At 64.8% G+C, this 23,185-nt stretch carries 23 protein-coding genes; 9 read left to right on the top strand and 14 right to left on the bottom strand.

From position 1 onward, the window contains the following. Positions 1-99: 99 nt before the first annotated feature. On the top strand, positions 100-2,343 hold the full coding sequence (locus AC1RKI_RS18900; protein WP_061957347.1) for an NADP-dependent isocitrate dehydrogenase: 2,244 nt from the start codon (positions 100-102) through the stop codon (positions 2,341-2,343). A 116-nt stretch (positions 2,344-2,459) separates the two neighbouring features. Here the strand turns inward: AC1RKI_RS18900 and AC1RKI_RS18895 are convergent, their stop codons facing one another. From AC1RKI_RS18895 to AC1RKI_RS18885, 3 genes are all read right to left on the bottom strand, one after another. Then, positions 2,460-2,984: a carboxymuconolactone decarboxylase family protein gene (locus tag AC1RKI_RS18895; protein ID WP_492796573.1), complete on the bottom strand. Its 525-nt coding sequence runs from the start codon at positions 2,982-2,984 to the stop codon at positions 2,460-2,462. A 51-nt stretch (positions 2,985-3,035) separates the two neighbouring features. After that, positions 3,036-4,010 carry a Bug family tripartite tricarboxylate transporter substrate binding protein gene (locus tag AC1RKI_RS18890; protein ID WP_244788542.1) on the bottom strand — a complete coding sequence of 325 codons (975 nt, stop codon included), beginning with the start codon at positions 4,008-4,010 and terminating at the stop codon, positions 3,036-3,038. Between the two features lie 77 nt (positions 4,011-4,087). Continuing rightward, complete coding sequence (locus tag AC1RKI_RS18885; protein ID WP_492796571.1) at positions 4,088-4,882, bottom strand: SDR family NAD(P)-dependent oxidoreductase; 795 nt, start codon at positions 4,880-4,882, stop codon at positions 4,088-4,090. A gap of 136 nt (positions 4,883-5,018) precedes the next feature. Between AC1RKI_RS18885 and AC1RKI_RS18880 the strand changes: the two genes are divergently transcribed. Further along, positions 5,019-5,957 (top strand): LysR family transcriptional regulator, encoded by a 939-nt coding sequence (locus AC1RKI_RS18880; RefSeq protein WP_492796570.1) that lies wholly within the window; start codon positions 5,019-5,021, stop codon positions 5,955-5,957. A gap of 41 nt (positions 5,958-5,998) precedes the next feature. On the opposite strand, the gene AC1RKI_RS18875 is transcribed toward AC1RKI_RS18880, so the two are convergent. Beyond that, a complete protein-coding gene (locus AC1RKI_RS18875) occupies positions 5,999-6,562 on the bottom strand; it encodes a GNAT family N-acetyltransferase (protein WP_492796568.1) in 564 nt (187 codons plus the stop codon). Further along, a complete protein-coding gene (locus AC1RKI_RS18870) occupies positions 6,559-7,608 on the bottom strand; it encodes a sensor domain-containing diguanylate cyclase (protein ID WP_492796566.1) in 1,050 nt (349 codons plus the stop codon). Before AC1RKI_RS18870 ends, AC1RKI_RS18875 begins: the two co-directional genes overlap by 4 nt. A gap of 97 nt (positions 7,609-7,705) precedes the next feature. On the opposite strand from AC1RKI_RS18870, the gene AC1RKI_RS18865 reads away from it, so the two are divergent. Together AC1RKI_RS18865 and AC1RKI_RS18860 are read left to right on the top strand one after the other, a co-directional pair. Further along, on the top strand, positions 7,706-8,014 hold the full coding sequence (locus AC1RKI_RS18865) for a DUF1272 domain-containing protein (protein ID WP_492796564.1): 309 nt from the start codon (positions 7,706-7,708) through the stop codon (positions 8,012-8,014). A gap of 70 nt (positions 8,015-8,084) precedes the next feature. Beyond that, positions 8,085-9,779, top strand: coding sequence for an IlvD/Edd family dehydratase (locus AC1RKI_RS18860; RefSeq protein ID WP_150982357.1), 1,695 nt, complete (start codon positions 8,085-8,087; stop codon positions 9,777-9,779). 54 nt (positions 9,780-9,833) lie between these two features. On the opposite strand, the gene AC1RKI_RS18855 is transcribed toward AC1RKI_RS18860, so the two are convergent. From AC1RKI_RS18855 to AC1RKI_RS18840, 4 genes are all read right to left on the bottom strand, one after another. After that, entirely contained in the window at positions 9,834-10,262 is a 429-nt protein-coding gene (locus AC1RKI_RS18855; protein WP_150982358.1) for a rubredoxin, read from the bottom strand. Between the two features lie 118 nt (positions 10,263-10,380). After that, positions 10,381-10,815 carry a VOC family protein gene (locus tag AC1RKI_RS18850; protein WP_227460423.1) on the bottom strand — a complete coding sequence of 145 codons (435 nt, stop codon included), beginning with the start codon at positions 10,813-10,815 and terminating at the stop codon, positions 10,381-10,383. Next, positions 10,812-11,774, bottom strand: a complete 963-nt coding sequence (locus AC1RKI_RS18845; RefSeq protein WP_492796562.1) for an isopenicillin N synthase family dioxygenase — start codon at positions 11,772-11,774, stop codon at positions 10,812-10,814. The genes AC1RKI_RS18850 and AC1RKI_RS18845 overlap by 4 nt, the downstream gene beginning before the upstream one ends. A gap of 11 nt (positions 11,775-11,785) precedes the next feature. Next, positions 11,786-12,823, bottom strand: coding sequence for an ABC transporter substrate-binding protein (locus AC1RKI_RS18840; protein ID WP_150982360.1), 1,038 nt, complete (start codon positions 12,821-12,823; stop codon positions 11,786-11,788). 229 nt (positions 12,824-13,052) lie between these two features. Here AC1RKI_RS18840 and AC1RKI_RS18835 point away from each other — a divergent pair, with 229 nt between their 5' ends. The 5 genes from AC1RKI_RS18835 to AC1RKI_RS18815 all read left to right on the top strand — a co-directional run bounded on the left by AC1RKI_RS18835 (position 13,053) and on the right by AC1RKI_RS18815 (position 17,873). Next, positions 13,053-14,276: an NAD(P)/FAD-dependent oxidoreductase gene (locus AC1RKI_RS18835; RefSeq protein WP_492796560.1), complete on the top strand. Its 1,224-nt coding sequence runs from the start codon at positions 13,053-13,055 to the stop codon at positions 14,274-14,276. 133 nt (positions 14,277-14,409) lie between these two features. Beyond that, positions 14,410-15,672: a flavin-dependent oxidoreductase gene (locus tag AC1RKI_RS18830; RefSeq protein ID WP_492796558.1), complete on the top strand. Its 1,263-nt coding sequence runs from the start codon at positions 14,410-14,412 to the stop codon at positions 15,670-15,672. A 66-nt stretch (positions 15,673-15,738) separates the two neighbouring features. Continuing rightward, positions 15,739-16,887, top strand: coding sequence for an ABC transporter substrate-binding protein (locus AC1RKI_RS18825; protein ID WP_244788534.1), 1,149 nt, complete (start codon positions 15,739-15,741; stop codon positions 16,885-16,887). Beyond that, positions 16,884-17,369: a DUF3237 domain-containing protein gene (locus AC1RKI_RS18820; RefSeq protein WP_492796556.1), complete on the top strand. Its 486-nt coding sequence runs from the start codon at positions 16,884-16,886 to the stop codon at positions 17,367-17,369. The genes AC1RKI_RS18825 and AC1RKI_RS18820 overlap by 4 nt, the downstream gene beginning before the upstream one ends. Before the next feature lie 6 nt (positions 17,370-17,375). Continuing rightward, the gene (locus tag AC1RKI_RS18815; RefSeq protein ID WP_150982364.1) at positions 17,376-17,873 is read left to right on the top strand and encodes a MarR family winged helix-turn-helix transcriptional regulator; all 498 of its coding nucleotides are present in this window, start codon (positions 17,376-17,378) and stop codon (positions 17,871-17,873) included. A gap of 34 nt (positions 17,874-17,907) precedes the next feature. On the opposite strand, the gene paoC is transcribed toward AC1RKI_RS18815, so the two are convergent. From paoC to AC1RKI_RS18790, 5 genes are all read right to left on the bottom strand, one after another. Beyond that, on the bottom strand, positions 17,908-20,100 hold the full coding sequence (paoC, locus tag AC1RKI_RS18810) for an aldehyde oxidoreductase molybdenum-binding subunit PaoC (RefSeq protein ID WP_492796554.1): 2,193 nt from the start codon (positions 20,098-20,100) through the stop codon (positions 17,908-17,910). Then, a complete protein-coding gene (locus AC1RKI_RS18805; protein WP_492796552.1) occupies positions 20,097-21,056 on the bottom strand; it encodes an FAD binding domain-containing protein in 960 nt (319 codons plus the stop codon). The genes paoC and AC1RKI_RS18805 overlap by 4 nt, the downstream gene beginning before the upstream one ends. Then, positions 21,053-21,712 (bottom strand): aldehyde dehydrogenase iron-sulfur subunit PaoA, encoded by a 660-nt coding sequence (paoA, locus tag AC1RKI_RS18800; RefSeq protein WP_492796550.1) that lies wholly within the window; start codon positions 21,710-21,712, stop codon positions 21,053-21,055. The genes AC1RKI_RS18805 and paoA overlap by 4 nt, the downstream gene beginning before the upstream one ends. 216 nt (positions 21,713-21,928) lie before the next feature. Continuing rightward, positions 21,929-22,387, bottom strand: coding sequence for a flagellar protein FlhE (locus AC1RKI_RS18795; RefSeq protein ID WP_061958705.1), 459 nt, complete (start codon positions 22,385-22,387; stop codon positions 21,929-21,931). Further along, entirely contained in the window at positions 22,387-23,103 is a 717-nt protein-coding gene (locus AC1RKI_RS18790; protein ID WP_061958704.1) for an RNA polymerase sigma factor FliA, read from the bottom strand. Before AC1RKI_RS18790 ends, AC1RKI_RS18795 begins: the two co-directional genes overlap by 1 nt. Positions 23,104-23,185: the final 82 nt, after the last annotated feature.

Genomic DNA, 23,185 nt, shown 5'->3' with positions numbered 1-23,185 from the left:
GCACCTCCGCCATGCAAAATCAGGCAAAATTGATGTCTTGCCTCGAACCGCGACCCGGGCGGGGCATTTTCCAAACCCGAATACGATGCGAGAAATGCAATGAGTAACCAGCAGCCCACCATCATCTACACCCTTACCGACGAAGCTCCGCTGCTGGCCACCAGTGCCTTCCTGCCCATCATCCGCACGTTTACGAAGCCGGCGGGCGTCAATGTCGTGACCAGCGACATCTCCGTGGCAGGCCGTATCCTGGGCGAATTCCCCGAGTTCCTGACCGAAGAACAGCGCGTGCCGGACAACCTGGCCGAGCTGGGCAAGCTCACGCAGGACCCGGACACCAACATCATCAAGCTGCCGAACATCAGCGCGTCGGTGTTCCAGCTGGTCAGCGCGATCAAGGAACTGCAGTCGAAGGGCTACAAGATCCCCGACTATCCGGAAGATCCGAAGACCGAAGAAGAAAAGGCGATCCAGAAGCGCTATTCGAAGTGCCTGGGCAGCGCCGTGAACCCGGTCCTGCGCGAAGGCAACTCCGATCGCCGCGCGCCGGCCGCCGTGAAGAACTACGCGCGCAAGCATCCGCACAGCATGGGCGAATGGAGCATGGCGTCGCGCACGCACGTGGCGCACATGAAGCACGGCGACTTCTATCACGGCGAAAAGTCGATCACGCTGGACCGCGCGCGCGAAGTGCGCATGGAACTGGTCACCAAGAGCGGCAAGACCATCGTGCTGAAGCCCAAGGTCGCGCTGCAGGACGGCGAGATCATCGACAGCATGTTCATGAGCAAGAAGGCCCTGCTGGCCTTCTATGAAGAACAGATGGAAGACGCGCGTAAGACCGGCGTGATGCTGAGCCTGCACGTCAAGGCGACCATGATGAAGGTGTCGCACCCGATCGTGTTCGGCCATGCCGTCAAGGTGTTCTACAAGGATGCCTTCGCCAAGCACGCGAAGCTGTTCGACGAACTGGGCGTAAACGTCAACAACGGCCTGGTCGACTTGTACACGAAGATCGAGGCGCTGCCGGAATCGAAGCGCGAGGAAGTCATCCGCGACATGCACGCCTGCCACGAACATCGCCCGGAACTGGCGATGGTGGACTCGGCCAAGGGCATCTCGAACCTGCACGCGCCGAACGACGTGATCGTCGATGCGTCGATGCCGGCCATGATCCGTATCGGCGGCAAGATGTGGGGCGCCGACGGCCGCACCAAGGACACCAAGTGCCTGATCCCGGAATCGACCTTCGCCCGCATCTATCAGGAAATCATCAACTTCTGCAAGACCAACGGCGCGTTCGACCCGGTGACGATGGGCACCGTGCCCAACGTGGGCCTGATGGCGCAGAAGGCTGAAGAATACGGCTCGCACGACAAGACTTTCGAAATTCCCGAAGACGGCGAAGCCCGCATCGTCGACAACGCCACCAATGAAGTGCTGACGGCGCTGACGCAGCAGGTCGAGCAAGGCGATATCTGGCGCATGTGCCAGGTCAAGGACGCACCGATCCGTGACTGGGTGAAGCTAGCCGTCACGCGCGCGCGCAATTCGGGCATGCCGGCCGTGTTCTGGCTGGACCCGTACCGTCCGCACGAGGCCGAGCTGATCAAGAAGGTGGAAACGTACCTGAAGGATTACGACACCAACGGCCTGGACATCCAGATCATGTCGCAGGTTCGCGCCATGCGTTACACGCTGGAACGCGTGATCCGCGGCCTGGACACCATCTCGGTCACCGGCAACATCCTGCGCGACTACCTGACCGACCTGTTCCCGATCATGGAACTGGGCACCAGCGCCAAGATGCTGTCGATCGTGCCGCTGATGGCCGGTGGCGGCATGTACGAAACCGGCGCGGGCGGTTCCGCACCGAAGCACGTGGCACAGCTGGTGGAAGAAAACCACCTGCGCTGGGATTCGCTTGGTGAATTCCTGGCGCTGGCCGTGTCGCTGGAAGAACTGGGCATCAAGACCGGCAACAACGCCGCCAAGGTGCTGGCCAAAACGCTGGACGCGGCCACCGGCAAGCTGCTGGACAACGCCAAGAGCCCGTCGCCCAAGACCGGCCAGCTCGACAACCGCGGCAGCCAGTTCTACCTGGCCATGTACTGGGCCCAGGAACTGGCCGCGCAGACCGACGACGCCAATCTGGCGAAGACTTTCGCACCGCTGGCCAAGACGCTGACGGAAAACGAAAAGACCATCGTTGGCGAGCTGTCGGACGTGCAAGGCAAGCCGGTCGATATCGGCGGCTACTACCAGCCGGACGCCGCCAAGCTGGAAGCCGTGATGCGCCCGAGCAAGACGCTGAACGCGGCGCTGGAATCGGTAAGCGCCTGAGGCCGGATCCGTCCGGCTGCGGCCTGACGGAGAGGAGCCAGACCGAATGAATACGCCCCGGCGCGATTGTGCGCCGGGGCGTTTTTCATGGGCGATTCGGTAATGGCCGGCGGGGACTAGCGCGCGTCGTGCGAATGCACCTGCAGCGCTTCGAGAAAGCGCGACACCATGTTGTAGGCCGCGACGGTGGCCGTCAGCTCGATGATGTGGCGATGCGAGAAGTGCTCGCGGATCGCCTCGAACACCGGCGCATCGACCTGGATATTGCGCGTCATGGCATCCGTATAGGCCAGCACCGCGCGTTCGGTGTCGTCGAACAACGCACTGTCCTGCCATGCCGGCAACGCATCGAGCTGCGCCTGCGTCATGCCTTCCTTGAGCGCGATCGGCGCATGCTGGTCGGCCTCGTACGGCGCGCCATTCAGGATGGCCACGCGCATGATCACCAGTTCGCGCAATGCGCCGGGCAAGGTGGATTTCTGGCGAATCGCCGTCAGGTACGTAAGCCAGCCTTCGGCCACGGGCGGCGCGTGCAGCAGCATCTGGTAGAGATGCAGCACGTTGCCGCGCTCGGCGGTAATGCGGTCCGCCAGCGGGCGCACGGCCGGATCGGACAGGTCTGCGTAAGGAATGTTTGCCATCGTGGATGTCCTTTTATTCAGCGGCTGTGATTGAGCTGCGATGGGCGTCGACTATTCGGCGGCGATCACGCGGCGCTTGACCAGATCGGACATCACGTCCGAATCCTTCCTGACACGCGCGGTGAATGCCTCGGGGCTATTGTTGACGATATCGAACGCGTTTTCCGCAAAGCGGCGCGCGACTTCGGGATCATGCATCACGTCCCGCGTCGCGCTCAAGATCTTCTCGCGCACCTCCTGCGGCAAACCCTTGGGCGCCACCAGGCCGATCCACGTCGGATACTCGAAGCCGGGAATCGATTCGCTCATGGTAGGCACATCGGGCAGTTGCGCCGAACGCTTCGGCGAGCTGACGGCCAGCGCGCGGATCTTGCCCGCCTGGATATGCGGCAGCATCACCGACAGCCCTGCAAACGCATACTGGATATGCCCGCCCAGCAGATCGGTCAGCAGTGGCGCCGCGCCCTTGTAGGGGATATGCGTGGTGGCGAGCTGCCTGGCCAAACTGAGCTGCGCGCTGTTCACGTGACCGGCCGACGCCGTGCCCGCCGATCCATACGACGTTGCCGGATGCGCCTTCAGATACGCCACCAGTTGATCGAGATTCTTCACCGGCATGTCGCTGCGCACGACCAGCACCTGCGGCGTCGTCACCAGCAGGCTCAGATAGTCGAACGAGCCGAACGTGTCGAAGCGCAGGTTCTTCACCGTGAAGTGATTCACCGCCTGCGAGTCGAGCGCCAGCATCAGGGTGTAGCCGTCGGGCTTGGCGCGCGCCAGATCGGCTGCACCAAGCGAGCCGCTCGCCCCGGGCTTGTTCTCGATCACCACGCTCTGGCCCAACTGCTTGCCTAGCGCACCGGAAATCGTGCGCGCGGTCTGGTCCACCGCGCCGCCGGGCGCAAACGGCACGATCAGGCGAATGGGCTGGCTCGGATACGGCTGCTGCGCCAGCGCGGGCGCGCCGCCCAGCATCGTCGCGACCAGTGCGGCCGCACCGAGCAGGCATCGGGAAATGCGTGTCATCGTTTGTCTCCTTTCGTTATGAATGCCGGGCGCACTCTGCGGCGCGTTCCGGCCAGCCGGCGGCAGCGCCGGTCCGGTCAGCGCGTGGCGGCAACCAGACCGCCGTCGACCACGATCTCGGTGCCGGTCACGTAGCGGCTTTCGTCGGCGGCCAGAAACAGCACGGCGTGCGCGGTGTCCCAGCCATCGCCCATGCGCTTCATCGGCACCTGATTGTTGCGATGCGCGATAAAGCCGTCGGTGTCGCCTTGCGCATACTTGGCCGCCAGGCCTTCGATCAACGGCGTGTGCATCAGCCCCGGCACCACGCAGTTCAGACGGATGTTGTCCGGCGCGTGAATCACGGCCGTGGTGCGCGTGAAATGCATCAGCCCGGCCTTGGCCGCGGCATATGCCACCTGCGGCTTGCCGACGTAGCGCAGACCCGCCACCGACGCCACGTTGACGACCGAACCACCGCCCTGCCGCTGCATGATCGGCAGCACATGCTTGCAGCCCAGAAACGCACCCTTCAGGTTGACCTGCATTTGCGCGTCCCACACGGCCTCTTCCATATCGACCGGGCCGCCGGGCTGCGACAGCCCGACGTTGTTGACCAGGATGTCGATGCGGCCATGTCGCGCCATGCATGCCTGTACCGCGCGCGCCACCTGCTCGGACTGGGTGCTGTCGCACGCCATCACGTCCATGTCGAATCCTTCGGCCACGATCAGGTCGCGCGTTTCATTGGCGTGATCGAGATGCAGATCGGTGCCGAACACGCTGGCGCCCTGCCGTGCCATCAATACCGCCGTGGCGCGCCCGTTGCCCCAGCCCTTGGCCACTGCGCCGCAGCCCATCACCAGCGCCACCTTGCCTTTGAGATCCAGCATCGCGTCTCCGTGTTGCCGGCAACGGGGCCGCTTTCGCCCTCCTGCCCGCCGTTATCGTGAAATTTGCCGGCCCATTCTAGGCAAGCTACATTTATCCCGGAAATTCCATTTATCGATAAATTGATAGGTCACGAGAATGAATGTCACGCCGCGTCAGCTCAGGATCTTTCTATCGCTGGCTCAATCCCTGAACTTCAGCCGCACCGCCGAGCAGTTCTTTGTCACGCAGCCGTCGTTGAGCAAGGCCGTCAAGGATCTGGAGGAGGAACTGGGCGTGCCGCTATTCGAGCGCTCGACGCGCAGCGTGCGGCTGACGCTTGCGGGCGAACAGCTCGTGCCCATGGCGCGGCGCATCGTGGGCGAATTCGATACCGGCCTGAAGCATATGCAGAGCCGTGCCGAGCAGGAAGCGCATCGGCTTGCCGTGGCGGCGTTGCCATCGCTCGCCAACGTGTTGTTGCCCGGCGTGTGCGCGGCGCTGGAACAACGCTATGCGCAGCCGCATATCGCCGTGCACGATTGCGCGGATCAGGCGGCGGTGGGTCGCGTCGTCAACTATCAGGTCGATTTCGCGCTCGCGTCGGCGTCGCCATCGAATCCCGAACTGCACTACGAGGAAATCCTGCGCGACCGCTTTGTGCTGCTGGCGCCGAGCGCGTGGGGCCGAAAGCGCCTCGGCGCGCGCATGGCGATGGACGATCTGAACGATCTGCCGCTGATCAGCATGACCGACGCGAGCACGGCGATGAAGTACATGAGCGCGGCATTCCTCCAGCGCGGCGTGGTGTTCCGCCCCAAGCTTCAGCTCGACCAGATCGGCACTATCGCCGGCTTTGTCAAACAGGGGCTGGGCATCGCGGTGCTGCCTTATCTGGGCATCATGCCGCTGCTTTCGCTCAAGGGTATGCGCGTGGCGGAGATCGTCGATGGGCCCGTGCGCTCGGTGGGCATCGTCAGCCGCAAGGCCTCCGCGCCATCGCCCATCGCCGCGCAGGCGATGATCGAAATCCGCGCGGTGGCCGACCGGCTGAAGCAGCAGTCACCGGAGTGGATCTGGCCGCCAGCCGCTGCATGACGGCGCACGCGGCCGGTGGGTGCTGGGCCTGTCATCGCGCCTCATTGTCGATGACGCGCAGTCCAGGCGTCTTTCGACAGTCGATACAGCACATGGCGCGTCAGCGGATGGCCGGGCGGCAGCGCCGGATGATCGAAATCGTCGGACGGCGCATGGTGCATGCCAATGCGCTCCATCACGCGCTCGCTGCGCGAGTTGACGGCCGCTGTGAACGAGACCACTTCGTCGAGACCCAGCGACTCGAATGCGAAAGCGAGCACGGTGCGCGCCGCTTCCGTGGCAAATCCCTGGCCCCAATGCGCGGCGGCGAGCCGCCATCCAATTTCCACGCATGGGCCAAAACACGGCTGCCACTGCGGGATCGACAAGCCGGTAAAGCCGATAAAGTCCGCCGTATCGGCGCGTTCCACCGCCCACAAGCCAAACCCATGCGCCATGTGATGCGCGACGATGCGGTCAAACAACGCATCGCTCTGGGCTGCGTTCAGGGTCGATGGAAAGTACGCCATTACCTGCGCGTCGGCATTCAGCGCGCGCAGCGGTTGGCGGTCCGCCGCGCGCCACGCACGCAGGCGCAGGCGGGCGGTGGCCGCGGGACATGTCATCGCGAATGCACCCGGAACGCATCACCCTGCATGCCGGACCGATCCACCGCCGCGATGCGATTGCGGCCGTTATCCTTGGCGTGATAGAGCTGCGCATCGATCAGGTTTAGAAACGCAGTGGCATCGGTGCGATCGTCGGGCAGCACCGTGCCCACGCCAAAGCTCGCCGTCACGCGCTGATCGTATGGCGAGCGCATATGCGGGATCGATGCGCCGGCGATGGCATTGCGGCAGCGTTCCGCAATCGCCACGGCGGCATCGGCATCGGTATTGGCCAGCACCATGGCAAATTCCTCGCCGCCGAAGCGCCCGAGGAAATGGTCGGGGCCAACTGCATCGCGCAGGATGCCGGCAACCTGCTTCAGGCAGGCGTCGCCCTGCACGTGGCCATAGTAGTCGTTGTAGGACTTGAAAAAATCGATGTCCGTGATGATCAGCGACAGCGGCGCGCCGCTGGCCGCGCCCGCCGTCCATTCCCGCGCCAGGACGTTGTCGAACATGCGGCGGTTGCCCACGCCGGTCAATCCATCGGTGAACGACAGGCGTTCCAGTTCATGCTGCAACTGCGCGAGCTTTTCCTCGTTGCGCTTGCGTTCGCTGATATCGAACATGAAGCCGATCAGCGCCTGCACTTCGCCGTTATCGTTGCGCTCCACGTGCACTACGTCACGCAGCCAGACGTAGCCGCCGTCGCGCGTCAGCGCCCGATAGTCGGCTTCATGATCGGTGCCCGCCTGCGACTGCGCCACGCAGAAATTGACCACCGCCTCGCGATCGTCGGGATGCATGCGGTCAGCCCAGTCGTGCACGGTCTTCCACGTCGACGGCGCCCATCCCAGCAACGCTTCGATCTGCGGACCGATATAGCTGAACGTCATCGTGGCCCAGTCGATTTTCCATGGAATCGCCTTGGTCGATTCGAGCAGCGTGCGATAGACGGCGCTGTCGTCTTCGCCTAGCGCATGCCCCGGCGGCGCCAGTGTTTCTTCGTGGCGCAGGAAGGCGGCTTTCAGCGTGCTGTCGGCGGGATCTGTGCGGTCGGTCATGTCGTTGGATGGCAGGAGGGCGGTGCAGAAAATGGAATCGCGCGGGCGAATGACGGCTATGATGGCACGAACCCCACCCACCCAAAAGGAGAGATTCATGCTGGAGCTTCGTCCGTCGTGCGAACACTGCAACCTGCAATTGCCGCCCGCTTCCACGGCGGCGCGCATCTGCAGCTTTGAATGCACCTTTTGCGCGGATTGCGTGGACAACGTGCTGGCCAACGTCTGCCCCAACTGCGGCGGCGGATTTGTCGCACGGCCGATCCGTCCGGCGCGGGACTGGAAGAATGGCAACAACGTCGCCAATAATCCACCGTCGACCACCATCAAGCACCGGCCGGTCGATCCCGAAGCCCACGCGCGCTTTGCCGCCGACATCCGCGGCATCGCGCCGGAGAACCGCTGACGCGCCAGCGCGCCCGCATCGCTCATCCCACAAATCCCATAAATCCCATAAATCCCGCAGGAGAATCGCCATGTCGGAGCCGCTCGGTCTGGACAACGGTTTGACCAACTACGGCGACCGCGATTTCGCACGCTATCTGCGCCGCTCGATGGCGCACTCGATGGGCATTTCCAGCGAGCTGCTGTCGCGTCCCGTCGTCGGCATTGCCGCGTCGCCGAGCGATTTCAATAATTGCCACCGCTATATGCCGCAGCTGGTGGAGGCGGTGTCGCGCGGCGTGCTGGCCGCGGGCGGCCTGCCCCGCGCGTTCCCCACCATTTCGCTGGGCGAGGTGTTCCTTAACCCCACCAGCATGGTCTATCGCAACCTGATGTCGATGGACGTGGAAGAAATGGTGCGCGCGCAGCCGATGGATGCCGTCGTGCTGATTGGCGGTTGCGACAAGACGGTGCCGGCGCAATTGATGGGGGCTGCATCGGCGGGACGGCCGGCGATCCAGCTGGTGACCGGCCCGATGTCCACCGGCCGCTATCGGGGTGAACGGCTGGGCGCCTGCACCGACTGCCGGCGCTTCTGGGCCAAATATCGCGCCGGAGAAGTCGATCAGCAGGAAATCCAGGTCGTCGAAACGCGGCTGGCTACGACCGCCGGCACTTGCGCGGTGATGGGCACGGCCAGCACGATGGCATGCATCGCCGAGGCGCTGGGCATTGCGCTGCCAGGCACCGCTGCGATTCCCGCCGTCGATTCGCAGCGTCTGGTTGCAGCCGAGGAAACCGGCAAGGCAGCCGTGCGGCTGGCGCATCGGCCGATCTATCCGGCGCAGATCATCACCGAGCAATCGGTGGAAAACGCCTTCCGCGTGCTGATGGCGCTGGGCGGATCCACCAACGCGATCATCCATCTGACCGCCATCGCAGGCCGGCTTGGCATCCGCATCGACGCCCGGCGCCTGAACGAGATTTCCGACGAAACGCCGGTGCTGGTCGATCTGAAGCCTGTTGGCGAAGGCTATATGGAGGACTTTCACGCTGCCGGCGGCATGGGCGCCGTGCTGCGCGAGCTGCGGCCGCTGCTGCACCTCGATTGCCTGACCATCGACGGCACCACGCTGCGCGAACGCCTGGACGCGCCAGCCGGATGGATCGACCGCAAGGTGATCCGGGCGTTCGACGCGCCCGTGTCGCCAGTGGGCGGCCTGATCGCACTGAAGGGCAGCCTGGCGCCCGACGGCGCCATCTTCAAGCGCGCGGCGGCCACGCCCGCGTTGTTCGAGAAGGAAGGACGCGCGGTGGTATTTGACGGGTTGGAGGATCTGGCGCAACGCATCGACGATCCCGCGCTGGACGTCACCGCCGACGACATCCTGGTGCTCAAGAATGCCGGCCCGCTGGCGGCGGGTATGCCGGAGGCCGGCTACCTGCCGATCCCGGCCAAACTGGCGCGCGCGGGCGTCAAGGACATGGTGCGCATTTCCGATGCCCGCATGAGTGGCACCGCGTACGGCACGATCGTGCTGCACGTATCGCCCGAAACCGCGGCAGGCGGCCCGCTGGCAGCGGTCCGCAACGGCGACCGTATCCGCCTGTCGGTACAAAACAAGTCGATCGACCTGCTGGTGCCCGAAGACGAAATCGCGCGCAGATTGTCCACATTCGAGAAACCCGCACCGCGCTCGGGCGGCTATCGTGGTCTTTATGACCGCACCGTGATGCAGGCGCCCGAAGGCTGCGACCTGGACTTTCTGGCGGGACCGCGCGGTTGAGATGCGGGATAGGCAAGTAAAGAAAAACGACGCCGGCGCGTCGTTTTTTTTGCTTCAGAACTCGACCATCGCGAAGTCTTCCTTGCCGACATCGCATTCGGGGCAGCGCCAGTCGTCGGGGATGTCTTCCCAGCGCGTGCCGGGCGCGATGCCGTCTTCGGGCCAGCCGGTGGCTTCGTCGTAGACCCAGCCGCAGATGATGCAGACCCACTGCCTGTATTCGGGCGGCGATGCGGGCGACTGCGCCGTGGGCGCGTCGGCGGAGTGCCGTGCCGCGTTGGCGTCGTCGCCGGCGGGGCCCTCAAGGCTGAACACCAGCGGCGCATCGGTGCCTTGCGTAGCCTGGGCCAGATGGTTCTGCAAGCGTTCGAGCAACGCCCGCGCTTCGTCGATGGAAAGGTCCACCCAATACGGATCGCCAGCGCCATCGTTCAGGCGTTGTGGGGGAAACTGAATTTCTACGGAGGTGCCTTTCTTGTACATGCGGGGGCGGAATTGATCACAAACAGCCACCCATATGGCGTCCTTTTCCCGATTATCAAGACCGCAGCACTGCGGGCACAAGACTGCACCGCGCGACGCCGGCGCCCATCCAGCGCCATCACTGCGGCAGCGACAGGCTGCCCGGCGCCACCCCCGCTGGCAAGGCTGCGCACGCCACGCGGAACACATTGCCTTCCGGATCCTGCAGCACCGTTTGCCATTGCCCGTAGTAGGTAGCAAACGGCGGCTTGATGACGTCTCCCGGTGACCGCGCGACATACGCTGCGGCGGCATCGACGGCGCCTGGCGTATCGACCATAAAGGTGGCGTACGCCACCACCGGAAGCCGTGCATCGTGCGCGGGCTGGCGCTCGCCGATGCCAAGCAGTGCGTAGGCGGGCGCTGCGTTGAAGCCAAACTGGAAATCGGCCGTTTCCAGTGCGCAATAAATCGGCGAGCGACTTTGCGCCGCTTCGGGCAGATCAAGCAGGCTGCGGTAGAAATCGAATTGCGCGTCGATATCGCGGCACAACAGGTTGAACCACAGCTTCATGCCGACGCCTCCGCCACGTACGTCTTGCGGTACATCTCCGTCAGATGCTCGCCTGCCGTGCAGGGCGTGTAACGCGGCGCCTCGCCCTCCGGCACGGTGCCGGGCACCGGTTCGATGCGGGCAAAGTAATCCGGTTCGTAGAAGAAGGGAATCGAATAACGCGGCGCCCCACCCGAATGCACGTTGCGCACGCGATGCGGATTGGAGTGGTAGCGGCCGTTGGTCCAGCGCGGCACCATGTCGCCAAGGTTCACGACGAAGCAGTCTGCCATCGGCGTGGCCGGCACCCACTCGCCTTCCGGCGTGCAGACCTCCAGACCGCCATGCGCGTCCTGCGCGAGGATCGTGATCGCGCCCCAGTCGGTATGGGCGCCAGCGCCGAACGTCCGCGCATCGGCGTTGGCCGGATGCGCGGGATAGCGGATCATGCGCAGCGTCACCATCGGATTTTCGCTGGTGTGATCGAAATAGTTTTCGGGCAGCGACAGCGATAGCGCCATCAGCTGCATCAGCCTGCGCGACAGCACGAGCATGGCGTCGATATACGTCTGGCACTGCGCCGGCGCCTGCGGCAATTCAATCGGCCACTGGTTGTGACCATAGGTCTGGTAACCCGCCACCACATAGGGATGGTCGTCGGGATACGCCATGCCGCAATAGAAGCTCTCCTTCAGATCGGGGCGCGCCGCGGCGTCGAGTCGCTGGTCGCCCAGGTTCTCGAAGCCACGCATCGTCGGGGAATTTCCCATCGCCAACGCCTGCCGCGTGCTGGCGGGAAGATCGAGCAGCGCCTGTGCCAGGCCAAACTGACGCGCCACCAGATCGCGCGGCACGCCGTGATGGCGGACATAGAAGAAGCCGGACGCCATGGCGGCGGCGCGAAATGCCTGCGCCACTTCGGCGCTACGCGGCGCACCGGGCGTGAGCGCATCGGTCAGATCGATAACGGGAATCGACATTGCGGCTCCTGTCACGCCTTGAGCTTGCGGTCGGCCAGCGCCGGCAGGAACTGGTCGGTCCAGATATCGGCCACGGTCATGCCGGGTTTGATGCCGAACGCGCCAACCGTTTCGTCGACGGTTGCCTGCAAGCGCGCCTGCGTGGCAGCGCCCCAGCCGTCGCGCTGCGTATCGGCGGTGCGCATCGTGCCGTCGACGATCAGCTTCAGGCGCTCCAGTTCCAGCGTCTGGTCCGCCAGCGGCTCGCGCGTCTTCACCGCTGCGGCGCCGGCCTTCGGATCGGCCATCGCTTCGATCCAGCCGCGCGTGGAAGCTTTGACGAACGCCTTCATCGCCTCCGGCTGCTCGGCCATCGTCTTGCGATTGGCGACCAGGCCATTGCCGTACGACTTCATGCCGTAGTCGGAAAAGCGGAACACAGTGAGCTTCTCCGGGCCCATGCCGCGCGCCTTCAGATTCAGCAGGCCCGTGAAGTAGAAATACGCGGCGGCGTCGAAATCGCCTTTGACAAAGCGCGTATCGCCGATGTCGGGCGTCACGCTTTCCCATTTCACCGAAGACGGGTCGAAGCCCTGCGCCTTGGCGAACACCGGGAACAGCTTGCGCGATGCGTTGAACGGCTGCCCCAGGATGGTCTTGCCGGCGAGATCGCCAGGCTTTGCAATGCCGCCGCCCTTGCGCACGATTACCGCGTTGGGATTCAGGTCGTACTGGATGGCCACGGCCTTGAGCGCCGCGGCAGGATTGGCCGCATTGAATTCGATCATCGCGGCCAGATCGGCGGACGCGCAATCGTAGGCGCCGCCCGCCACCAGACTGATGGCCGACGCCGACCCGTTGCCGGTATCGATCACTACGTCGAGCCCCGCGTCCTTGTAGTAGCCGCGCTGCAGGGCCAGCAGGAATCCCGCACCGGAAGCTTCCACCTTCCAGCCGAGGTTGAACTTGAATTTCTGCAGCGAACCGGTGGCGCGCACGATGGCAGGTGCGGCGAACAGCGAAGCGAAGGCGGTGGCGCCCGTGGCGCGGAGAAAGGAACGGCGGCGCATGATGGAAAACTCCGGAAACAGGTGTGGGGACACTTGGCGAGCAATTTCCGGGCGGCGCAGGCCGCTGAACGCTTCTACTCTCCGTCCATGGCTCAGCAGGTTCCGTGCCATGGGTCCCCCCGGAAAATCTGTCGCGCATGCACCGTGATGCAGCGCGATGGTGCGCGGCGTGCGCCACGACGGCGCAGACGCTTGCCCGGCGATGCGTTCGGCAGTAACTTGTGCGGCCATGACCACACACGCCCCATCCCTCCCATCCGCAGGCCCGCGCGTTGCCGTGATCGGCGCAGGAATCGTCGGCAGCTGCATTGCGCTGGCGCTGCGCAAACGCGGCGCGCAAGTAACGCTGATCGATCGCGAAGGTCCGGCCAGCGGCTGCAGCTACGGCAATTCCGGCGCGATCAGCGTGAGTTCCGTCGCGCCGCTGGCCATGCCCGGCATACTGGCCAGCGTGCCGAAGATGCTGATCGATCCGGAAAGCCCGTTGCATTTGCGGGCGGCGTATCTGCCCGCCGCCGCATCGTGGCTGACGCGTTTCGTGTTGTCGGCCACGCCCGCCCGCGTGGAGCGCGCCGCCGCCGCATTAGCCGCGCTGCATGCGGGCGCCATCGACAAGCACCGCGCGCTGGCGCAAGAGGTGGGCGTGCCCGAACTGTTCCTGCAGCGCGGGCACCTTCATCTTTACACCGACGCCGCTGCGTTCGATGACGATGCACAGGCGTGGCGCCTGCGCGAGCGCTTTGGCTTCCGCTACGAAGTGCTCGACCGCGCAGGCATCGAAGCACTCGAGCCGCACGTTGCCGCCCGCTACCGGGCCGGCGTGATGCTGGCCGACCACGCCACCATCCTGAATCCCGCGCGCTACACGCAGGCAATTGCCGCCGCATTTGTGCAGCGTGGCGGCACGCTGCTGCGCGACGAGATCCAGCGCCTGCAGCGCAGTGGCGACCAGTGGTCCCTGCAGGGCGCCAGCCAGCGCTACAGCTTCGATCATGTGGTGGTGGCAGCCGGCGCATGGTCGCGCGCCCTGCTCAGTCCGCTTGGCGTATCGCTGGCGCTGGAAAGCCAGCGCGGCTACCACGTGCAATTCACCGGCGCGCACGACGTGGTATCGCGCACGGTGGTGCTAACCGACCGCAAGATCTTCGTCACGCCGATGGAGGATGGACTGCGCGTCGGTGGCACCGTGGAGATCGCCGGTTTGCAGCGCCCGCCCGACGCTGCCCGCGCCGCAATGCTCGAACGGATTGCACGCGAGACCTTCCGCGGCCTCGACGATCGCCCCGTGACCACTTGGATGGGTCATCGCCCGTGCATGCCCAACTCCGTTCCCGTAATCGGCGCCGCCCCTGGACAGCGGGGCCTGTGGCTGGCAGTGGGCCACGGTCATCTTGGACTCACCGATTCGGTCAACACCGCTGATTTGATTGCCGACGCGCTGCTGGGCGCCTGAGGCGCGCGCCGTCCGACAGTCAGGGAAATCGCTAACTTTCCGCGCCCAAAATTAGTTATACAGTAGAACAATCGACAGCAGGCGCCGCGGAACGTGCATCCCGTTTTGCGAGAGCGATGCGCGGGGGAGACATATGAAGATTGCGATTGCTGGCGGCGGCATCGGCGGGCTGACGCTCGCCTTGCTTTGCCATCGGAACGGATTCGACGTCGAGGTGTGGGAGGCCAGCGAGACGCTGCGTCCGCTTGGCGTAGGCATCAACCTGCTGCCTCACGCCGTGAAGGAACTATCGGCGCTGGGCCTGCAGGACGCGCTGGCCGCGATGGCCATCGAGACCTCGTCGCTGTCCTACTTCAACAAGTTCGGGCAACAAATCTGGCATGAACCGCGCGGCCGCGCGGCCGGGTATGACTGGCCGCAGTTCTCGGTGCATCGCGGCGAATTCCAGATGTTGCTGTATCGGACCGCGGTGGCGCGGCTGGGCGCCGACCGCATCCATACCGGTCATACGCTGGAATCGATCGAAAGCACTGGCGAGAAATCCGGCGAGCCGACACAGTTCACGTTGCGGCGCCGCAGCGACAACGTTCTGGTGCAGGCGCATGCCGATGTGCTGGTAGGCGCCGACGGCATCCATTCCGCCGTGCGGCGGCACTTCTATCCGAGTGGCGACGCCCCGCGCTTTTCGCGGCGGCTGCTGTGGCGCGCGACCAGCGATGCCGCTCCCTATCTCGATGGACGCTCGATGTTCATGGCGGGCCATCAGGACCAAAAGTTCGTGGCGTATCCGATCTCCGAACCGATGCGTGCGCAGGGCCGCTCTCGCATCAACTGGATTGCCGAGCTGCGTGTGTCCGAAGACTACCCGGAAGCGCCGCCGCGCAGCGACTGGAACCGCCAGGTCGACAAGTCGGTGTTTCGTGCTGCGTTTGCAGACTGGCGCTGGAAATGGATCGATATCCCCGCATTGATCGACAGCGCCGAAGCGATCTATGAATTCCCGATGGTCGACAAGGACCCGCTGCCGCGCTGGACGTTCGGGCGCGTGACGCTGCTGGGCGACGCCGCGCATCCGATGTACCCGATCGGATCGAACGGCAGTGCGCAGGCGATCGTCGATGCACGCTATTTGTCGGACTGCCTCTGCAATGAACGCGATATCAATTACGCGCTGCGCGAATATGAGGCCGAACGATTGCCGCGCACGGCGGGCATCGTGCTGCGCAATCGCATGAACGGACCGGAACAGGTCATGCAACTGGCCGAAGTCCGCGCGCCGCAGGGCTTTGCCAGAATTGACGATGTCATTGCGCGCAGCGAGCTCGAAGCGATTGCGCAGCGCTACAAGACCCTGGCTGGTTTTGGCCAGCAGCAGTTGCAGGCGGCCAAGACCTGAGCCACAAAAAGCCATATCCGCAATCCGATTGCGGCATCGAAGAATCAGAACAGAACGGAGGAGACAATGCTGACCCCATCGCGCAGGACCCTTGCCCACGCCGCTCTCGCGGCACTCTCACTGGCCAGCGCCATCGCGCAGGCCGACGTCACGGTGGGCGTCAGCATTGCATCGACCGGACCCTCCGCATCGCTGGGCATCCCGCAGAAGAACACCATGCCGTTTCTGCCCGAAACGATTGCGGGCGAGAAGATTCACTACATCGTGATGGACGATGGATCGGACCCGACACAAGGCACCAAGATTGCGCGCCGCTTTGTCACCGACGACAAGGTCGACATCATCCTTGGGTCGTCGGCGGTGGCCCCTTCGATTGCGATTTCCGAGGTAGCCGATGAAAGTCAGACCGTGCAGCTGGCCTTCTCGCCGATCGAACTCAAGCCGGGTCGCGGCGCGTGGACGTATCGGCTGGCGCAGCCGGTGAAACTGATGGCCGAAGCCGTGGCAGAAAAGGCCAAGGCCAATGGCGTGAAGTCGGTGGCCTTTATCGGCTTTGCAGACGCCTATGGCGAAACGTGGCTCAAGGAATTCACCGCGGCCGCGCAGACCAACGGCATCAAGGTGACGGCCGCCGAGCGCTACGCGCGATCCGATACCAGCGTCACCGCGCAAGCATTGAAGCTGATCGCCGCGCGCGCCGATGCGGTGCTGATCGCTGGCGCGGGCACGGGCGCGGCCTTGCCGCACACCACGCTGCGCGAGCGCGGCTACACCGGGCCGATCTATCAGACGCATGGCGCAGCCACGCGCGATCTGATCCGCATCGGCGGCAAGGCGGTCAACGGCGCGATTCTGCCGGCTGGCCCGGTCATCGTGGCCGAGCAATTGCCATCGAGCGATCCCGTGAAGAAGCCCGGCATGGACTATGTGACCCGCTATGAAAAACAATACGGGCCTGAAACGCGCACGCAGTTTGGCGCGCATCCCTACGACGCCGGCCTGGTGCTGCAGCGTATCGTGCCGGTGGCGTTGAAAAAGGCCAAGCCCGGTACGCCAGAGTTTCGCAAGGCGCTCAAGGACGCACTGGAAAGCGAACGCGACATCGTCGTTTCGCATGGAGTGCTGAACTACACGGCACAGGATCACTTCGGTTTTGACAAACGCGGACGCGTCATGCTGACGATCGACAACGGCAACTGGAAGCTGCTCAAATGAAGCCCGGCATTGCAACGCCCACGCTGGAGCCGCTGGCCGACATCAGCGTGCAAGTGGCAGCGCCCACCGAAGTGGGCGTGACGGCGCTGGGCCAGCGACGGCTGATTTCGATCCTCTCTGGCACGGTGCAAGGTGCGCGCCTGAATGGGCGCATCCTGCCCGGCGGTGCGGACTTCCAGTTGATCCGGCACGACAGCGGCGACGGCGTGACCACTGCCGATATCGAGGCCCGTTATGTGATCGAGACCGACGACGGCGCGCGCATCTATGTCGTCAACGCTGGCGTGCGCACTGGCACGGCGTCCGTGATCGCACGGCTCAACCGAGGCGAAACGGTGGACCCCGCGGAAATCTACTTCCGTACGGCGCCCCGCTTCGAAACCGCCGCGCCGCAGTACCGCTGGCTGATGCAGCACCTGTTCGTCGCATCGGGCGCACGCCATCCCGATCGCGTCGATCTGCGCGTCTTCCTGGTGCGGTAGCCGACGATGGCATCTTCCCGGCAAACACGCGATCCGCTCGCTCCCGACCCGGACGGCGGCCACTTCGAACCGCATGTGCCGCATGTCGACTACGGCGTACTCGACTCGCTGATCGGATACGCCATTCGACGCGCACAGATCCGCATCTACGAAGATTTCGTGGCGTCGCTGGCGCCGTGGAACATTACGCCGCCGCGCTTTTCGGCGCTGCAGATCATCGCGCGCAACCCGGACCTGAAACTGACCGACCTCGCCCAGATCCTCGGCATCGCCCGGTCCGGGGCCGTGCTGCTGGTGGACGCACTCGAATCGATGTCGTTGGTGCAACGGGTGCCCTCGCCCACCGATCGACGCGCCTACGGTCTGGCGCTCACGGACATCGGCCGCCAGACGCTCAGCGAAGTCACGCGGACCGTCTGCGAGCACGACGCCCGCATCGCCGCCGGGCTGACCGATCAGGAACAGCAGATGCTTCGCGCCATGCTGGAGAAACTGGGGCGTTAGGAAATCCCTGTCGCCCCAGACATTCCCCGGCCAGTCACCCCACCGTCGGCATCTGCGCCAACATCTTGTCCAGTGTCAGCGGGTAGTCGCGTACGCGTATGCCGGTAGCGTGGTACACCGCGTTGGCTACAGCCGCGGCAACGCCGCAGATGCCGAGTTCGCCCACGCCCTTGGCCTTCATCGGCGACGAGATCGGATCGGTTTCGTCGAGGAAGATCACGTCCTGATGCGGAATATCGGCGTGCACGGGCACCTCGTAGCTGGCCAGGTCGTGATTGACGAAATAGCCAATGCGCTTGTCGACATGCAGCGCTTCCATCAGCGCGGCGCCCACGCCCATTGTCATGGCGCCGATGACCTGGCTGCGCGCCGACTTTGGATTGAGGATGCGGCCGGCCGCGCAAACGGCCAGCATGCGCTGCACGCGCACTTCGGCGGTAGCGGCGTCCACGGCCACTTCGACGAAATGCCCGCCGAACGTCGATTGCTGGTACTTCTTGTCGAGATCGCCGTACTCCATTGCGTCCTCGGCGCTTGCGCCCGCGAACTGCGTCAACGGCACGCTGCGGCCACCCGCACGGATCTGGCCGTTTTCGAACACCGCCTCGTCGGCGTTGAAGCCCGCGCGATCGGCCAGGGTCTGGCGCAGTTTCACGCAAGCCGCATAGACGCCGGCAGTGGAACTGTTGCCGCCCCACTGCCCGCCCGATCCGCACGACACCGGATACTGCGAATCGCCGAGTCTGGCCACCACGCGTTCCAGCGGCACGCCCAACATTTCCGCCGCGGTCTGCGCGATGACGGTATAGCTGCCCGTGCCGATGTCGGTCATGTCGGTTTCGACGATCACCATGCCATTCGGATCGATGCTGACGCGCGCGCCCGATTTGGTCAGCAGGTTATTGCGGAACGCAGAAGCCACGCCCATGCCGATCAGCCATTGCCCCTGGCGCATGGAAGCCGGCTTCGGATTGCGGCGTTGCCAGCCAAACCGTTCCGCGCCCAGGCGCAGGCATTCCACAAAGCGACGCTGCGAAAACGGCCGCTGCGGCTTTTCCGGGTCCACTTGCGTATCGTTGAGAATGCGGAACTGCACCGGATCCATGCCCAGTTTCTCGGCCATTTCGTCGATGGCGATTTCCAGCGCCATCAAACCCGGCGCCTCACCGGGCGCGCGCATGGCGTTGCCTTCGGGAAGGTCGAGCGTCGCGAGCCGCATCGACGTCATGCGATTGGCGCCGGCGTAGAGCAGCCGCGTCTGCATCACGGCGGTTTCCGGCTGGCCGCCTTCCTGATCGCCGGACCAGCTTTCATGACCGATGGCCGTGATCTTGCCGTCGCGCGTGGCGCCGATGCGGATGCGCTGGATCGTCGCGGGTCGATGCGTGGTGTTGTTCGGAATCACCGGCCGGGTCAGCGCCACCTTCACCGGCCTGCGCACCTGACGCGCGCCGAGCACGGCGAGCAGCGCCTCGGCGCGCAGAAACAGCTTGCCGCCAAAGCCGCCGCCGATAAATGGCGACACGATGCGGATATTTTCCTTGGGCACGCCAAGCGTCTTCGCCATGTCTTCGCGCGCCCAATCGACCATCTGATTCGACGTCCAGATCGTTACCTTGTCGCCATCCCACGCCGCCATCGACGCGTGGGGCTCCATCATCGAATGCGACTGATCGGGTGTGGTGTAGCGCGCGTCGAGCTGAACCGGCGCCGCCGCAAATGCACCGGCAAAGTCGCCCACCGCGGTGTCCGGCTCCGACTCCTTCTTCGGCTTCTCGGCCCAGCCGCATGCTTCCTCAAGGTCGAACCGGCCTTTTTCCGCGGCGTAATCGACGTGAATCAGCATCGCGGCCGCGCGCGCCTGCTCGAACGTCTCCGCGATCACCAGTGCGATCGCCTGGTGATAGTGCTGGATATCGGGCCCACCCAGCAGCCTGGCGGTGTTGCGCTCGCCCTTGCCCAGCTTGCCCGCGTTGTCGGCCGTCACGATGCCCAGCACGCCCGGGGCGCGGCGCGCGTCGTCGAGCCGCATCGACGTGATGCGGCCGCGTCCGATGGCCGCGCCAACGACATAGCCGTAGGCCGGATTGGACGCCATGTCGTGACGCTCGTAAGCGTAGGGCGCGGTGCCGGTGGTCTTGCGTGCGCCGTCGATGCGGTCGACGGGATGACCGACTACGCGCAGTTGGTCGATCGGATTGGTCGTGGCGGGAGTATCGAATTTCATCGTGTGCCCTCCTTGGCCTGCATCAGCACCGCGGCCACGGTACGCCGCGCCAGTTGCACCTTGAATGCGTTGTCGGCCGTCGGCGTGGCACCGTCCAGCAAGCGCTGCGTCACGGCCGTGGCGCCGTGCGGCATCTCCGCATCGGCCGCCGGTACACGCCACGGCTTGTGCGCCACCCCGCCCAGCGCCACACGGCCCGTGCCATCGTGCTGCACGATGGCCGCCACGGACACCAGCGCAAACGCATACGACGCGCGATCGCGCACCTTGCGGTAGAACTGCACACCGCCCACCGGCGGCGGCAACGTGACCGCCGTGATCAGCTCGCCGCGTTCGAGCGCGGTTTCGATATGCGGCGTATTGCCGGGCAACCGATGAAAATCGGCAATGGGAATCACGCGCCTTGCGCCGTCGGGGCGCACCGTCTCCACGCTGGCGTCGAGCACGCGCATGGCCACTGCCATGTCGCTCGGATGCGTGGCGATGCATGCGCTGCTGCTGCCGATCACCGCCAACTGCCGGCTGACGCCGCCAATCGCCGCGCAGCCGCTGCCCGGTTGGCGCTTGTTGCAGGCCTGATTGGTGTCGTAGAAATAAGGGCAGCGCGTACGCTGCAGCAGGTTGCCGGCGGTGGTTGCGCGATTGCGCAACTGGCCCGATGCACCGGCCAGCAGTGCGCGCGCAAGCACACCGTAGTCGCGGCGCACGCGCGTGTCCGCCGCCAGATCGGTATTGCGCACCAACGCACCCACGCGCAGGCCGCCCTCGGCCGTGGGCTCGATCTTGTCGAGCGCCAGTCCATTCACGTCGATCAGGTGGGTGGGCGATTCGATGCCAAGCTTCATCAGATCCAGCAGATTGGTGCCGCCCGCGATAAACCGCGCGCCGGGCGTCTGCAGGGCTGCCGCGGCGGCATCGGCCGGCGACGTGGCGCGAGCGTAGGAGAATGGATTCATGACTGGCCCCCTGCAACTTCGGCAATCGCCTCGACAATGTTTGAATACGCGCCGCAGCGGCAGATATTGCCGCTCATGCGCTCGCGCAGTTCATCTGCCGACAGCAGCGGGCGCGCGTTGAGATCGGCGCTGACGTGGCTAGGGATGCCTGCGCGGATTTCATCGAGCACGGCCACGGCCGAGCAGATCTGGCCCGGCGTGCAATAGCCGCACTGGTAGCCATCGTGCTTAACGAACGCGACCTGCATCGGATGCATGCGATTGGGCGTGCCGAGGCCTTCGACCGTGGTGATCTTTGCGCCTTCGTGCATGACGGCAAGGCTCAGGCATGAATTGATGCGCCGGCCGTCGACGATCACCGTGCACGCGCCGCATTGGCCGTGATCGCAGCCCTTCTTGGTGCCGGTGAGATGCAGATGCTCGCGCAGTGCGTCGAGCAGCGTGGTACGAGTATCGAGCTCAAGCGCGCGTGACTGGCCATTGACGATGAATGACACCTTCGAAGCCACGGGCTTCAGGGCGGCTGGCGAGCGCGGCGCGGGCGCCGTTGCGGCAGCCGTAGCGGCGCCGGCCGGCGCTGCCGCAGCCGTGATCGATGCCGCACCGGCCACCACGAATTCACGGCGCGAAAGCTTGATGTCGCGGAAGTCTTCCATGTTGTTGGATCCTTTCTGGCTGACAGCGGATGGCAACGTGGCGGGACTTGCACGTAGAAATTACATGCCGGCATGCGACATGGCGGACGCGAGGTCCGCGCAAATATGCACGATAGGACGAATACGGCGCACGCCGCACGTTGCCTGGCGGGATGGCGCACAAACCATGCCACCGGGCGGTGGCATTGCGCCGTGGCAACGCGTTGATTTCAGGTCTTAGCGGTAACTGACAGTCACCTCGTTGCTGCGGCCTTGCAGCATCGGCATGAGGCCGCCCTGGCCCGGCACGCGATAGGCGAAGACGAATCCCTTGGTCGCGTCGTCGCCAACAAAGGCATCGGTCTTGCCCTCGGCGCCGGGCAGCAGAACGCATCGATCCGCATTGCACAGATACGCTTGCAGATCGACCGGCGGGGTACGGGTGAAGCTGTAGCGCCAGCGCACCGAGGTGATCCGTCCCGTCGCCTGCGGCATCGTAGCGGCGGGCAGCACCGGTAAAGACAGTGTGCGCTGCCCCCGGTTTGCGATCTGCGGCGCCCCGGCGGATGCGGTCCACGCATAGCGCGAACCCGTGATCTCGTAGGTCGCCTTCATGAAGACCGGCGCGGACGTCTGCGCGGCAGACCAGCCCGGGCCAAACGCGCACAGCGCGGCGATCACGATGGCGCGCTGCATTACAGCATCCCGCGCAGCTGGTTGCGCAGGCGCGCGATCGCCTGGCTGCGAATCTGGCACACGCGCGACTCCGTCACTTCCAGCACCGCGCCGATTTCGCGCAGGTTCAGTTCCTGGTCGTAGCACAGCGACAACACCAGCTTTTCGCGTTCGGGCAATTTGTCGATGGCGCGGATCAGCGCATCGCGCATGCCCGATTCCATCAATACGGTCAGCGGATTCGCGTCGTCGGTAACGCCCAGATGCCGATCGAGAAAATCCTCCTCGCCGGACCGCTCGAAGTCTTCGTAGTGCAGCAACTGGCAGCCATAGACCTCGTTAAGCAGCTCCTGGTATTCGTCGAGCGCCATGTCGAGCTCCTTGGCCACCTCGGAGTCGATCGGCGTGCGGCCGAGCTTCTGCTCGAGCTGACGTTGGGTACGCTCGATCTTGCGCGTGAACTGCCGCAGGCTGCGCGACTGCCAGTCGTTGGCGCGCACTTCGTCCAGCATCGCGCCGCGGATGCGCTGGCTGGCGTAGGTCTCGAACCGCGCGCCGTGGTTGTCTTCATAGCGCTTGGCGGCGTCGAGCAGGCCGATCATGCCAGCCTGGATCAGGTCGTCGATCTGCACGCTGGCGGGCAGTTTTGCCGCCAGTTGCAGCGCGATGCGCCGTACCAGTGGTGCGTGGGATTTGACCACATCCGCCTGCTCGAGCTTTCCCTGAATCGTGTACATGGGTGGAACTCTCGGTAAATACTTTCTGAGTGGGCCAGTGCCGCGGAGACTGCAATCGGCGACTGGCAGGCTGAGTTTCCGG

Source organism: Cupriavidus sp. GW822-FHT06G04 (assembly GCF_058799075.1).
The sequence above is the reverse complement of the archived record's forward strand: the minus strand, read 5'-3'. Positions and strand labels throughout refer to the sequence as shown.